Genomic DNA, 13,922 nt, shown 5'->3' on the forward strand with positions numbered 1-13,922 from the left:
CTTCGGGTACTTCTCGAGCTCGGTGTACAGGTGCAGGCCGCCGGAGGAGTTGCCCATCGAGTGGCAGTATTCGCAGGAGATGTACGGCTTGTCGGCATCAGGCCCGACGTACTTCTCCTCGATCTCGGCCGGCTTGGCGTACATGCAGCTCATGATGTCCGTGGCGGCGGAGAACTCGGAGTCGTTGACCACGCCCTCGTAGTGGACGGGGCGGAACGGATCGTTGGCGTGGAAGAAGTCACGCATCGAGTAGAACACGTCGCCGCCGAACGACTCGTTGCCGAGCGACCAGATCACGACGCTCGCATGGTTGTAGTCGCGGCGCAGCATGCTCTCGGCGCGGTCGACGCACGCGGCGCGCCATTCGTCCTTGCTGCCGGGGATCGCGCGAGCGGGCTGGAACACGTCGCCCGGATCGGTCCAGCTGCCGTGGGTCTCGAGGTTGGTCTCGTCGAGCACGTAGATGCCGTATTCATCGCACAGCTCGTACCAGCGGATCTGGTTCGGGTAGTGGCAGGTGCGCACGGCGTTGATGTTGAGGCGCTTGAACTCGCGGATGTCCTGGATCATGACCTCCTCGGACACCGCACGGCCCTCGCGCGCATCGAACTCATGGCGATTGACGCCCTTGAAGATCACTCGCTTGCCGTTGATCTTCATGATGCCGTCTTCGATGGCGAAGTGACGGAAGCCGATGCGCTGGGTCGCGACCTCGATCACGTGGCCGTCGGCGTCGAGCACGGTGACGGCGAGCGCGTACAGGTTCGGCTCCTCGGCGCTCCACGGGGCGACCTTGGCGAGGTTGGTACGCCATTCCGCCGTCGTGCCGGCGGCGTCCTTGACCTCCTGCCAGACGACCGATCCGTCGGCGTCGAACAGCGCGGCCTCGAGCGACGCGGCCTTGCCCGTGCCGCCCGCGCCTTCGACCGTTGCCGCGACATCGAGCGTGCCCGCGCCGGTGGTGTGATCGTAGTCGGCGTCGATCTTGAGGTTGCCGACGTGGACGGCCGGATGCGCGGCGAGCTCGACCGAGCGGAAGATGCCGTGCATGCGCCAGAAGTCCTGGTCCTCGAGCCAGCTGGCGGAGGAGTACTCGAAAACGGCGACGTCGAGCCTGTTCGCGCCCTCGCGCAGGGCGGACGTCACGTCGAATTCGCTCGGGGTGAAGGAGTCCTCGGAGTAGCCGATGAACGCGCCGTTGAGCCACACGGCGATCGCGGTGGATGCGCCGTGGAAGGTCAGGGTGACGGTCTGTCCGGCACCGAGCGCGGCGGCGACCTTCGGGGAGGCGGTGAACTCGCGGCGGTAGAGGGCCACGTGGTTATGTTCGGGGATGGCGGGCGCTACCGGCGCCTCGTGGCCGGACCACGGGTACTGCTGGTTGACGTACTTGTGGCCCAGGAAGCCGCGGGTCTCGAGCGTGGAGGGCACGTCGATCGACTGGAATCCGGCGTCCGCGGGGTCGGCGAACGCGGCGAGCGGATCGGCGGCGAGCGCGTCCTTGCCGTATGCGGCGAGATCGACGACCTTGACACTCCACGCGCCGTCGAGGCTCTGCTTCAAGTCCGAGGTTTCGCCCGCGCCCGGGACGTGGTCGTAGTAGCGGTGGCTGGAGTGCGCGGCGAGGCGGTTGACCTCGAACGTGCGCGGGTCGTCGAGCCACGCCGGATCGAAGCGGTCCGCGCGCACTGCGGGTGCTGCGTGATCGAGCGGCTGAGTACTGGTCATAGTATGTGTGCCCTTTCTGTGTTCCGTTGTTGCGTCGTTTTCGCGTCACTGCTCCGTCAGCGCAACTCTGGAGTAAATCTTTTACTAAAAATAGTCTTCACGCGCCCGCAGTGCAAGTTCATCGACAAGGCGCTCGATGTCACCGACCCCTCTGACGAAGGGCTGTCAGCAAAGCTGACCGGGAGAGGGGAGAGGGACAGACACACAGCGAATCGACGCCGCAAGCGTGCCATGCGCTAGGATGGACGTTAGTAAACGCATTACCAATCAGCTTGAGGGCGGCATCAAACGCACGATCCGCCCCGCGAAGGAGCAGCGAACAACAACATGGTCACGATCAAGGAAATCGCGAAACAGGCGGGATTCTCACCGGCGACCGTCTCGCGCCTGCTCAACGGCGACCCGACCTTCTCGGTCAAGGAGGAGACGCGCCGCAAGATCCTCGAGGTCAGCGAGCGCCTCGGCTACGAACCGCAGGATCGCCAGTTCGTCGCGATGCGCGATGTGGCGGTGCTTGACGGCATCACCGATGACGAGGAACTCAACAACGCGTACTACCGCGAATTGCGCTCGACCCTGCTCGACACCGCGCAGCAGCTGCATGTGACGTTGTCGTTCCACTCCGGAATCGCCCATCTGATCGACAACGCGAACCAGTTCGACGGGTTCATCGCGATCGGCTCACAGCTGTACCCGCACCCCGAGCTGAAGCGACTGCATGATGCCCTGCCGCACGGCGTCTTCATCGACGTCAATCCCGCGCCGAACCTGTTCGACTCGGTCCAGCCGGACCTGCCGCAGACGATCCTCGACGCGCTCGACCTCGCGATGGCGCGCGGCATGCGCCGTATCGGACTGATCGGCGGCACCGGGCGCATGATGGGCGGGCATGAGTACCCGGAGGACATCCGCACGATGGCCTGGCGCAACTGGTGCGAACGGCTCGGCCTGCCGACCGAGGGGCTCATGTTCGTCGACGGGCCGGTGAGCGTCGACAACGGGCGTGAGCTGGGGGAGCGGGTCGTCGAGGCGTTCGCCGGCGACACGTCCGGCGAGCTGCCGGACTGCTTCATCGTGACCACCGACTCGCTGGCCGTGGGCGTGCTGCAGTCGTTCACCAAGGCGGGGATCGTCGTGCCGCGCGATGTGGAGCTGATCAGCATCAACAACCAGTCGATCGCGCAGTACACCTCGCCGACGCTCACCACGTTCGACATCGATCAGCAGGCGCTGGCCCGCACCGCTCTGCATACACTGTCCGACTCGCTGAGCTACGACACCGACATCAAACAGCACACCCTCTTGTCCACGAAGCTGGTGGTGCGTGACAGCTTCACGCCGGCCGAGTCAGCGAAATAGGGGGAGGCGACCCGCGTCAGTCGCCTCCCAGCATCAGCGTGGCCGCATGCTCCTGCAGCCATTGACGTAGATATGGGATGGTGAAGTCCACGTACCCATACGCCGACGGATAGATGATTCCCGCCTGAATGAGACGTTCACGGTATCGCCCCGCATACTGGGGATCCTTGCCCAATCGCTGAGCGATGTCTCCCGTGCGCGATGGCCCCTGATCCTGCGCCATGGCCAGCAGGTATGTGCGATCGACACTGGACAGATCCTCGATCGCCGGTTCATGCACGGTACCGCCAAGACGAATACGTGCCGCCTCGACACCGGCGCGCGCTGCCCCCGCGTCGATGACCGATCCGGGCGCCTTTCGCCAGATGTTGTATCCGACAAGCTGAATCATGAAAGGATACCCATGCGTCGCCTCCGTGGCGATCTGCAACGCTTCGGGAGTGATGGCGCCGCCATTGGCCGTGATGACCTCTTCAAAGGCGTCGCTGACCAAGCCAAGGGAGATGTCCTCCAATTCGACCGGCATCGCACGCCTGAGAAAAGTGATGACGTTGTCATGCAGCAACGAGGACGTCATGCCGGGAAGTCCCGCAAAGGCCACCGCGATGTTCCGTTCCTCTCGAATCAGATGTTGGACCGCCGTTGCCAGTGCGCGAAGGTCGCTGACATTCGCACCTTGCGTTTCATCGACGGTGATCAGTAGTCCACGATCGGAATGCCGTTTCCCGATGCGATCCAACGCATCGGTGAGTGTCGCACGCAATGTCATGGGCAAGGTCGTCTCGTTGAATTCGACTTTGCCTAGATCGGCACTTCCCACCCCTTCGATGCCCACGCTGGGAAGATCGATGGATTTGATGCTCCGGGAACCGTATTCTGAACGTAGTGTCAGTATGAGATTGCCGATAAATCCCGGAGTGGCGGTCTCATCAAAAACCGTCCAGTGTCGAGCGATGGCACGTTTCCCGAGGGAATTCAACAATACGGTTTTCCCGGACCCACGGCTTCCGGTGATACGCATTAGTCGATAGGGCGAACCGGGGCCCGATTCCAGTGAGTCATCGAATTCATCCAATAACGAGTCTCTGCCGATGAGATACGGCGGGTTCGCCCCTGCGGATGGTCTGAACGGATTCGGCATGCGTCACCTCGATCGTGATACGACGATTGCTCTCCTTTTCTATGCTTTCATATCCTTTTTTATCTTTTTCTAAGTTTGTTTATTCTTTTCTAACTTTTCATATCCTGTCAGCGGGAACTCACGAGCATAGGAAAAGCCGGGACCCGCGTGAAGCGGAACCCCGGCTGGATGAGAGGAGATTCGTGCGAAGTATGAGGGATCTCGGGGAAGGTGATCTGCCTTCCCCGGATTTTCAGTTATTGGTTATTGGATCTATTGCGGATCAACTGCGGTTCCGCGAGTCGAGAGTGGTTTTCTCACTGATCGCATCGCCGATCACGCTGCTGATCGCTTGATCACTCGACGGTGAAGCCCTGGTCCTTGGCGTACTTGATCAGGGAGTCCTGGAAGTCGCTCATGGACTTGGAAAGCTTCTCCTGCTTGCGGTATGCCTTGCCGGCGTAGTCGCCGAAGGTGTTCTGGACCTGGCTCCAGAAGGGCAGGAACTCGAAGTCGCCGACCTTCTGCTCAGCAGCCTGAGCAAGAACCTCGGTGTACTTCTGACCACCGAAGTACTTGTTGAGCTCGTCGGTGCCGTTCAGGTAGTAGTCGGACTTGAAGGAGGTGCTGTCGGCCGGGAACGCGCCGGAGGCAACACGGTTCTTGATGCCTTCCTTGTCATGGGTGACATACTCCATGAACTTGAACGCGGCGTCGGCGTTCTTGGTGCCCTTGATCAAGGTCAGCGAGGAACCACCGTTGAAGGAGTTGATGTCATCGCCCTCGTTCCACTGCGGAACGGTGGCCACGCGGAAGTTGCCGGAGGCCTGAGCCGCACCGGACAGCAGGTTACCCGGCATCCAGGCACCGGTAACCAGCGAGGCGATGGTGCCATCGCCGAGGCCCTTGTTCCACTCGTCAGACCACGAGGTGACCTTGGTGTTGATGAGATCCTCGTCGATCATGCGCTGCCAGTATTCGACGGCCTTCTTGGTGCCTTCATCGTTCTTCAGGTCAATGGAGACCTTATCTCCGTCGACCTTGAACGGACTACCGCCAGCCTGTGCGATCAGAGACATGAACACCGTGGACTGGTTGTTGTCGCCGGCGTCAGAGGTGATGTAGTAGTCACCGCCGAGGGCACGGATCTTCTTGGCATCCTGATAGAACTCATCCCACGTCTTCGGTGCTTCGGTGATGCCAGCCTTGTCGAAGGTGGCCTTGTTGTAGAACAGAGCGTTCGGGCCGGAATCCACCGGCAGACCGTAGACCTTGTCGTTGACCTGCACACCCTTCCAGATGCCTTCGGGGTAGTCGGAGGAGAAGCCCTGAGTCTTGTCGGTCAGATCCTCGATGGCACCGGACAGCGCGAACTGGGCGATGGAGTGGTACTCCATCAGGGAGATGTCCGGGGCGCCCTTACCTGCGGCGAGGGCGTTGTTCAGAGCCAGCTGGGTCTGCGCGGAGGTACCGACGTTGGTCACCTTGACGGTGATGTTCGGATTCTCCTTCATAAACACCTTGGCGGCGTCGTTAATCGTGGTATCCCAGCTCCACACAGTGACCGTGGACTTGCCGTCCTTGGCGCCGGAATTATCGCTCGCAGCAGTATCGGAACCGCACGCAGCAACGGAAACCAGCATGGCCGCAGCGCCAACCATTGCCACCGACTTCTTAATCGAGAAGCTCATTGTTATGCCTTTCTCTTCCTTGAGGCTTTGTTTTCCCGGCCCCGCAACACTCCGTGTGACCGGTTACAAAACTGAGTATACACTGGTGTGTAACCGGTCACAATCCGCGTGTCGCGCAAAGAAGCGAACAACCAGGACTGAGATCGTGGTGCACCCCAACAAGGAAAAGACCGAGGGACAGAGGAATGAATACGATGGTGTACATGAAGATGGCACAGAAGAAAGTCACCATACGCGATGTGGCGCAACGAGCGGGGGTATCCTACGGCACTGTCTCACGGTATCTGAACGGCAGTGACCACGTCTCCCAAGACGCATCGAACCGAGTCGCCGCCGCCATCAGCGAGCTGCAGTACACCCCCAATAAAGCGGCACGGTCACTTGCTCAGCAACGCACACAGACCGTCGCGCTGATCATTCAGGTTGAGGCCAGCGAGACGCTGGTACAGGCCAGCGTCAGCGAGGCCATGGCCGGTGCCAACAAGGTTCTTGGCGATGCCGGGTATCAGATGCTCACACTCATCGCCAATTCGGAGGACTCCACGAAACGCATCGCACAGTTGGTGAAAAGCGACTTCTCCGACGGATACTTGTTGTTCTCCCTAAGCGAGGATGATTCATTGGCCGACATATTCACGTCGATCGGTCGACCGGTTGTTCTCTCGGAGGTCAAGGATCGCAACGACCTGCTATATCCGTCAGTCGACTTCACCAACCTTGACGGTCAGCGCGACATCACCCGGTATCTCCTCGACAAGGGCCGCACGGATCTCGTGTACGTGTGCGGACCGGGCTATTCGCCGTCCGCGGTGAACCGTCTCGAGGGGTTCAAGCGGGCGATGGGGGAGCGGTTCGACGAACGTCAGGTCTACTACGCCGACGACTGGGAGATCACCAGCGGCGAGATGGCCGCGGTCGAGTTCCAGCCGATGCTCAACCGCATCAACGGGTTCGTGTGTGCAAACGACAACATCGCGGTCGGCGTGATCAACCAACTCACGCGCTTCGGGTATCGCGTACCAGACGATATCGCAGTGACCGGCTTCGACGATTCCCCGATGGCGATCCTCGCCAATCCGAAACTCACCACGGTCCGACAGGACTCGATCCTGCACGGCCAGACGATGGCCGAACTGCTGCTGAAGATGATGCGCGGCGAGCAGGTGGAGGATCACTACATCAAGCTCCTGCCCACCTCGATCATCGAACGCCAGTCAGCGTGAAACAACGCCCGTATGGAACGCGGTGGGTGTTCCACGTGAAACACCCACAACCATCACAGCCATACAGCAGGCCTGAAATCACCGAAACGCATTGCCCTTCCCAAGCGTATAACCGATCACACTGATAGTATGAAGTGGTCATACGTGATTACAGAGGATCAAAATCCACCAGTAATCGCATATAGAACACCAATACACAGCATCGAACAACACAATCAAGAAGGAATCATCATGGTCGATAGGTTCGGATCGTTCCTGCCGCGCGACACCAAGGGCGAAGTCGCACAGCTACACGGCATCGGCGTGCAGAAGTTCGGCGACATCTGGTACGCGTACGGCGAGAACAAAGTCAACGGCAACCTGTTCCAAGGCGTCATCTGCTACACCACCAAGGACTTCGTCACGTGGGAGAGCCACGGTATCGTCCTCGACGTGCAGGAGAACGGTTCCGCCCTCGCCGCGAACCGCATCGGCGAACGCCCGAAGGTGCTGCTCAACCCTAAGACCAGCCAGTACGTGATGCTCATCCACGCCGAATCACACGACTACGGCTACGCGCATATCGGCGTCGCCACTGCGGACAACCCGTTCGGCCCGTTCGACTTCCAGACGACGATCACGTGGCGCGGTTACCTGAGCCGCGACATCGGCGTCTTCCAAGATGAGGATGGCAGCGGCTACGTGATCAGCGAGGACCGCGATCATGGCACGCACATCTACCGCCTGTCCGACGACTACCTGACCATCGTCGAAGACGTCGCCTGCGTGCGCGCCACCGACTACGAGCACGGCCTCGAGTCGCCGACGATCGTCAAGAAGGACGGCTTGTACTACTGGTTCGGCTCGAAGCTCACCGGCTGGAGCACGAACGACAACCTGTACGCGACCGCGCCCGACCTGCACGGCCCGTGGAGCGAATGGAAGCTGTTCGCGCCGGCCGGATCGCAGACCTTCGATTCGCAGACCGACATCGTGATTCCGCTCGACGACGACCCGTTCCACAGCGACCACTTCCTGTTCATCGGCGACCGGTGGAACAAGGACGACCTCGGCAACTCCGAGATCGTCCAGCTGCCGATCACCATCGCCGACGGCAAGGCCAGCCTCACTTGGGACGACTCCTACGAGGGCAGCGCCCACCGCTGAGTCGCTCGCCCATTACCCCACGTAACTGGCACGCCCTGCCTTTTCTTCGATTTATCGAATCGTAATTTACTAAATCACGATTCGATAAATCACCACTACTCGCCATACGCAACGAAGCAGTGAAACGAAGGGCGTGGGCGGATGCGTCGTGTACGACCGTAAAGAATCGGCCAGAGCGACCCGGAGCGTGTCGAACATGATGCATCCGCCCACGCCCGGCCACCGGACCAACTCTCGAACACCGCTCGAGCACAAGCTCGAGCATAAAACGTCGGCCGGGCACGAGGACAACCCCATGCCCGGCCGACGTGATACTAATGACGAAGCCGAGACGTCAGCCGGTTATTCCTTGACGGCGCCGGCGGCGAGGCCGGACTGCCAGTACTTCTGCAGGGCGAGGAACGCGATCACCAGGGGGATGATCGTGATCAGCGAGCCCGTGATCACCAGGTTCTGGATCGCCTGACCACCAGCGGTCGAGGCCTGGTCCTTCCACTGGTTCAGACCGATCGTCAACGGATACCAGTCCGCGTCCTTCAACATGATCAACGGCAGGAAGTAGTTGTTCCACGTCGCCACGATCGTGAACAGGGACGTCGTCACGATACCCGGCGCCAACAGGGGCAGACTGATCTGCCAGAACGTACGGAACTCACTCGCCCCGTCCACGCGAGCCGCCTCCAGCAACTCCGTCGGCACCGCCTGATCCGAGAAGATCCACATCAGGTAGAGGCCGAACGGACTGATCAGACTCGGGATGATCATGGCCCACGGCGTGTTCGTCAACCCGAGCTTGGCGAACAGGAGGAACTGCGGGACCGCCAACGCGATACCCGGCACGGAGATCGAGCCGATGATGACGGCGAACACGGCCTTCCTGCCCGGGAACCGGAACTTCGCCAACGCGTACCCGCCCATGATCGCCAGCAGGGTCGCGCCGCCCGCGCCCACCACGACATACAGGAGCGTGTTGACCAGCCAGCGGCCGAAGATCCCGTCCTGATACGTGAACACCGTCACGATGTTGTCCCACAACGCGAAGCTCTTGCCGAAGCCGAGGCCGAACGTGCTCGTGAAGTCGGCCTGGGTCTTGGTCGCGTTGATCAGCAGGTACACGAACGGGAACAGGCAGTACACCGCGAAGATCGCGCACACCACCGTCATCCACACGCTGCGGCGCGGATTGTTCACATTCGCGAAACCGCTCTTCTGCGCACGCTTCCTTTCGGCGGCCTCATCCCTGGCGACGCGCCTCTGACGCTCGCGCTCCGCCTGCCTGGCGGCCTTCTCCTGGGCCTTGAGCTCGGCCGCGCTCACACGACCCGGGACAGTCGACACCGCACTCATCACGCACGCTCCTTCACCAACACCACGGACACCATCATCGAAACCACGACACGCGTCACTTCATCTGCTCCTTCATGCTGTTCAACTGCACCGCGTACGCGATCGCCATCGTGATCACCGCCATCGTGATCGCCAACGCCGCCGCATAATTGCTCTGGTTACCGGAGAAGCTCAGGTTGTACGCGTACATGTTCGGCGTGTAATACGTCGTGATCGCATTACCCGGCACCATGTTCTGCAAAATGCTCGGCTCATTGAACAACTGGAACGAACCAATAATGCTGAAGATCACCGTGATCGCCAGACTACCCTTCAACTCCGGCAGCTTGATGCTCTTCACGATCTGCCACTCGCTCGCGCCATCAATGCTCGCCGCCTCATACAGGGAATGCGGGATCGTCGACAGCGAACTGTAGAAGATCAGCATGTTGTAGCCCGTGAACTCCCACGTGTTGATGTTGCCGATCGACGCCAAGAGGACGTTCGGGGCGAACAGGTCGATGTTCGTGCCGAAGAAGTCGTTGAACGAACCGATCAGGCCGTACTTCGCGCCATACACGAAACCCCAGATCAACGTGGACACCACGGCCGGCACCGCGTACGGCAGGAACGTCGAGATACGGAAGAACTTCGTACCATGCAGCTTCATCGAATCGATCGCCAACGCGATCGCGGCCGCCAGGAACAACATGATCGGCACCTGCACCACCGTGAACAGAGCCACACGACCCACCGAACTCCAGAACTGGCCGTCCTGGAACAGACGCAGATAGTTCTCGAACCCCACGAACCTCGTGCCACCGATCATCTGCTTCTTGAAGAAACTGATATAGATCGCGTACACGATCGGGATGATGAACACGAACACGAACACCACCGCAAACGGCGCCATGAACTTCCAACCACGCCAATCCGGCTTATGCCTATTCTCCCGCGCCACGGACGACACAGTGGGCACCGCAGCGGCCGAAGCCTGTGCTGAAGCCATTATCGACTCCTCTCCTTTGAAAGAGTTGTTCCTCGACATCGAACAACCGGCACTGTAACCGGTCACACGATTAACTATAGCACTTTTGTGACCGGTTACAAGCCGAACTCATATCATTTTGGTAACGGATTTACTTTATCGATTTACTGGTTGTGGGATGACGATTTACCAATCATCGTCCCCAGAAGTGGATGCACGGCTTGCGATACGAATCGCAGGTGCGCAACGCCCCGTTCTGCATGACCGACGTCACCCGACGGGGAGTTCAGGCCCGATCCAATTGGAAGTACACTGACGGCGGATCAACGTACGTCCAACGGGGGCTTTTCATCCCCTACCCGCAAAAACGTACGTCTACCACGGTTCAGCGTACGTCCGGCGGGGTTTTCTCGGAGCCCATCCGGTAGAACGTACTCTCATTCTCGGTAAGAGTACGTTCTACCGGATGGCACGAATAATGACCCGGACAAACGTACGCTGACGACGGGGGAGCGTACGGTCTCAGGGGCATCGACCGCCATACCCACGGGGAACGTACACCCCAGCCACCATGAGCACCTATGGGACACCGCCATGGGCCGCCGCGGATGGTAGCACGGGTATTTGTATGAATTCACGTACAACCTGTACATGAATTCATACAAAATCGTGTACATCAAGTACAGAAACAGAGATAAAATCGCGTACATAGGTAGACGACGATCAATCGTGCACATCAAAGGAACACGACATGACCTACATGCAACGCAGATTGGCCGACGACATCAGGACATGGGCCCTGTCGGACGATACACATCCCCTGCTTATTCGCGGAGCCCGGCGCACCGGCAAAACATATCTTGTGGAGCATGTAGCCCAAGAACTGTTCAACGGGGACATGGTCAAACTCGACCTGCAAACGGACCTCGACACCATCGAAAGGATCTTCGATGTACCGACCAGCGACATCGACTCCATCGTTGCGAGAATCCGCGAATACACCGGCAAACGATGTGAGATGGGGAGCACGCTGTTGTTCTTCGACGAGATCCAACTCAGCGAGAAAGCTCTCAACTCCCTGCGTTTCTTCTCCGGAACCAAGTGGAAGGTCATCGCCACCGGCAGTCTGTTCAGCGTCACGGTAAAGAAACGTCGGCTGCCGTTCCCGTCAGGAGTCAGACAGTTGGATTTGCAGCCATTGGACTTCGAGGAGTTTCTCTGGGCCCTCGACGAACGTCCGTTGGCTGACTCGATCCGCGAACATGCCGATAGTCGAACGTCATTCATTTTGCACGATAAGGCTCTGGATCTGTATCATCGATACCTCACCATAGGCGGCATGCCGAAGCCAGTGGACGTATATCGCACCACTCACTCGTTCGACGCTGTGACACAGGAACAACGAGAGATCAACGAAACCTATGTCAACGACATGACCGACCCGGACAATGGCATCAGCGGCATTGCTGCGAAACGGATCTGGGATAGCCTGCCCAAGCAGCTGCTACGTTCGAGTACGAAGAAGTTCAAATACTCGGACGTCATCCGCGGAGGTCGGCGAGAACGACTGATGAAGCCCTTGGAATGGCTGGAGACTGCGGGAATCGTCAATAGAAACGAGATGACGAACGACATGGAGGCTCCACTCGCCCCGTACTCCGATGAGGAGGGGAGCTTCTTCAAAGTCTACGTAGCGGATACTGGCATTATGTTCTTCAAGTTCGGCATCGACGCTCATCTGCTCCTACAACCAGAGACCGCCCAGCTGCTGTCCTCGGAGTTCCGCGGAGCATTGGCCGAAAACTATGTCATGCAGTCGCTTAAGGCAAATGGACTTGATACGTTCTATTGGATGTCCGGTGGAAAGGAACGAGGCGAACTGGATTTCGTGTTCCAGAACCGTATCGGTCAGGTCATCCCCGTTGAAGTCAAATCAGGACGAAACGTCACGGTGAAAAGTCTGAAACGGTTCGTGCAGACCGGCCGGTCACCCAAAGCCTACCGATTGTCCGAGCGAGATTTCGGTTCCGATTTCGTCGCTGGAACCGAAATACCGCTCATCAGTCTTCCTCTGTATGCCGCATTCACCATCAATGGCGAATCGGAGGACGGAGGACTGCACCCCCCGTTGACCATACACTGACAGCTGATCAGCGTACGTCCAGCGGGGGCATGTCGCCCGATACCCACAACAACGTACGCCTACCCGGCCGCAGCGTACGGCAATCGGGACCTGAACCCCGCAATCACCCGATTTCGTACGCTACGGACTGACAGGCGTACGAAATCGGGTGATTGCAAGGTGATACCCCCACGGAACGTACACTGACGACGACTCAGCGTACGTCCCCCGTGGCACCAAAGGCTATAGCCACGAGGAACGTACACCAGCTACCACGGGTATGCCATACACAACTCTCACAGGACACCACCCACCCGGCCACTGACACGGCCGCCACAGGTATGCCATGGATACATGGGTAGGTATTGGCATGGGTTAGGTACGGGAGAACGGATGGCCCGGATATGGGAAAGGCTCCCATGGGGAGCCTTTCGAAGAATGAAGGGGACCAAGGTCGGAAACCGCCCCGGCCGTAACCTCCGACCGGTGCCACCCCGGGATCAGTCGTCGCCGAGGGTGACGTGGATGCCGCCGACCAGGGAGCTGACCACGTTGTAGATCGCGGCGAGGATCGTGCACAGGAGGGTCCACAGGACGATGCCGACGATCGCGAGGATCGTCACCACCGACAGCACGGTGGGCAGCGAGAACACGCTGGTCAGGTCGAGACCGCCGGTGTCGAGACCGGTGGAGGCCACGATGTTGGTGATCTGACCGAACACGCCGACCGCGCTCAGCAGCAGCCACACGAGCGTGGCGGCCACGATCTGGATGATCGCTCCGGCGACGCCCATCATGAACGACACCTTGGCCACGCTCCACACGTTGAGGCGCGTGAGCGACAGGTTCATGCGGCGGGCACGCGGGGTGCCGCGACGCACGCCCGGGCGCACGGGCGCACCGGAGGCCGACTCGGCACCGCGACCGGCCTCGCCGATCACCGGCTTGTTGGACGCGGAACGCGCCACGCGCGGCGAATGCTCCTCGACGGGCACGGACGCGGGCTGCTCAGCCGGCGTCTCAGCGAACGACGCGGGCTGCTCGGCCGGCTGCTCGCCGGTCGGGATCGCGGTCGTCGCTCCGGACTCGGGACGCTCCGGCAGCGCCACTTCGGGCACGGCGCCCTCCCGCTGCTCTTCTCGGTTGTCGCTCATATTGCTCCTTCACGATTCCGCTGGTCTGTAGGCGTGAGATGAAATCTGTAGCCGAGACTAGCAAC

The 13,922-nt window shown here is 59.9% G+C and carries 11 protein-coding genes; 5 read left to right on the top strand and 6 right to left on the bottom strand.

What is annotated here, in order from left to right; translation table 11 throughout:
* A partial coding sequence (locus BW11_RS05745; RefSeq protein WP_308810577.1) for a glycoside hydrolase family 2 TIM barrel-domain containing protein occupies positions 1-1,728 on the bottom strand: 1,728 nt, incomplete at its 3' end.
* Positions 1,729-2,055: 327 nt separating this feature from the next.
* On the opposite strand from BW11_RS05745, the gene BW11_RS05750 reads away from it, so the two are divergent.
* The gene (locus BW11_RS05750; protein WP_140445335.1) at positions 2,056-3,087 is read left to right on the top strand and encodes a LacI family DNA-binding transcriptional regulator; all 1,032 of its coding nucleotides are present in this window, start codon (positions 2,056-2,058) and stop codon (positions 3,085-3,087) included.
* Positions 3,088-3,103: 16 nt separating this feature from the next.
* Here BW11_RS05750 and BW11_RS05755 read toward each other — a convergent pair whose 3' ends face one another.
* Positions 3,104-4,228, bottom strand: coding sequence for an AAA family ATPase (locus BW11_RS05755; protein WP_140445336.1), 1,125 nt, complete (start codon positions 4,226-4,228; stop codon positions 3,104-3,106).
* 191 nt (positions 4,229-4,419) lie between these two features.
* Between BW11_RS05755 and BW11_RS11555 the strand changes: the two genes are divergently transcribed.
* Positions 4,420-4,563 (top strand): hypothetical protein, encoded by a 144-nt coding sequence (locus tag BW11_RS11555; RefSeq protein WP_181162555.1) that lies wholly within the window; start codon positions 4,420-4,422, stop codon positions 4,561-4,563.
* Here the strand turns inward: BW11_RS11555 and BW11_RS05760 are convergent, their stop codons facing one another.
* Positions 4,564-5,898, bottom strand: a complete 1,335-nt coding sequence (locus BW11_RS05760) for an ABC transporter substrate-binding protein (RefSeq protein WP_140445337.1) — start codon at positions 5,896-5,898, stop codon at positions 4,564-4,566.
* Between the two features lie 209 nt (positions 5,899-6,107).
* Here BW11_RS05760 and BW11_RS05765 point away from each other — a divergent pair, with 209 nt between their 5' ends.
* Together BW11_RS05765 and BW11_RS05770 are read left to right on the top strand one after the other, a co-directional pair.
* A complete protein-coding gene (locus BW11_RS05765) occupies positions 6,108-7,121 on the top strand; it encodes a LacI family DNA-binding transcriptional regulator (RefSeq protein ID WP_258184619.1) in 1,014 nt (337 codons plus the stop codon).
* A gap of 231 nt (positions 7,122-7,352) precedes the next feature.
* Complete coding sequence (locus tag BW11_RS05770) at positions 7,353-8,267, top strand: family 43 glycosylhydrolase (protein WP_140445339.1); 915 nt, start codon at positions 7,353-7,355, stop codon at positions 8,265-8,267.
* A 342-nt stretch (positions 8,268-8,609) separates the two neighbouring features.
* Here BW11_RS05770 and BW11_RS05775 read toward each other — a convergent pair whose 3' ends face one another.
* The gene (locus BW11_RS05775; RefSeq protein ID WP_181162556.1) at positions 8,610-9,614 is read right to left on the bottom strand and encodes a carbohydrate ABC transporter permease; all 1,005 of its coding nucleotides are present in this window, start codon (positions 9,612-9,614) and stop codon (positions 8,610-8,612) included.
* Between the two features lie 55 nt (positions 9,615-9,669).
* A complete protein-coding gene (locus tag BW11_RS05780) occupies positions 9,670-10,602 on the bottom strand; it encodes a carbohydrate ABC transporter permease (protein ID WP_140445341.1) in 933 nt (310 codons plus the stop codon).
* Between the two features lie 730 nt (positions 10,603-11,332).
* Here BW11_RS05780 and BW11_RS05785 point away from each other — a divergent pair.
* Entirely contained in the window at positions 11,333-12,724 is a 1,392-nt protein-coding gene (locus tag BW11_RS05785) for an ATP-binding protein (RefSeq protein WP_140445342.1), read from the top strand.
* Positions 12,725-13,203: 479 nt separating this feature from the next.
* Here BW11_RS05785 and BW11_RS05790 read toward each other — a convergent pair whose 3' ends face one another.
* Positions 13,204-13,857, bottom strand: coding sequence for a DUF3566 domain-containing protein (locus BW11_RS05790; RefSeq protein WP_140445343.1), 654 nt, complete (start codon positions 13,855-13,857; stop codon positions 13,204-13,206).
* Between the last annotated feature and the right edge of the window lie 65 nt (positions 13,858-13,922).

The sequence above is a fragment of the Bifidobacterium sp. UTCIF-38 genome, assembly GCF_006454495.1.
GTDB classification, from domain to species: Bacteria; Actinomycetota; Actinomycetes; order Actinomycetales; family Bifidobacteriaceae; genus Bifidobacterium; species Bifidobacterium callitrichos.

Coding starts and splice junctions, on each gene's coding strand:
- BW11_RS11555 (WP_181162555.1), top strand. CDS start 4,420: ATGAGGGATCTCGGGGAAGGTGATCTGCCTTCCCCGGATTTTCAGTTA.
- BW11_RS05775 (WP_181162556.1), bottom strand. CDS start 9,614: ATGAGTGCGGTGTCGACTGTCCCGGGTCGTGTGAGCGCGGCCGAGCTC.
- BW11_RS05765 (WP_258184619.1), top strand. CDS start 6,108: ATGGCACAGAAGAAAGTCACCATACGCGATGTGGCGCAACGAGCGGGG.
- BW11_RS05750 (WP_140445335.1), top strand. CDS start 2,056: ATGGTCACGATCAAGGAAATCGCGAAACAGGCGGGATTCTCACCGGCG.
- BW11_RS05780 (WP_140445341.1), bottom strand. CDS start 10,602: ATGGCTTCAGCACAGGCTTCGGCCGCTGCGGTGCCCACTGTGTCGTCC.
- BW11_RS05770 (WP_140445339.1), top strand. CDS start 7,353: ATGGTCGATAGGTTCGGATCGTTCCTGCCGCGCGACACCAAGGGCGAA.
- BW11_RS05790 (WP_140445343.1), bottom strand. CDS start 13,857: ATGAGCGACAACCGAGAAGAGCAGCGGGAGGGCGCCGTGCCCGAAGTG.
- BW11_RS05785 (WP_140445342.1), top strand. CDS start 11,333: ATGACCTACATGCAACGCAGATTGGCCGACGACATCAGGACATGGGCC.
- BW11_RS05760 (WP_140445337.1), bottom strand. CDS start 5,898: ATGAGCTTCTCGATTAAGAAGTCGGTGGCAATGGTTGGCGCTGCGGCC.
- BW11_RS05755 (WP_140445336.1), bottom strand. CDS start 4,228: ATGCCGAATCCGTTCAGACCATCCGCAGGGGCGAACCCGCCGTATCTC.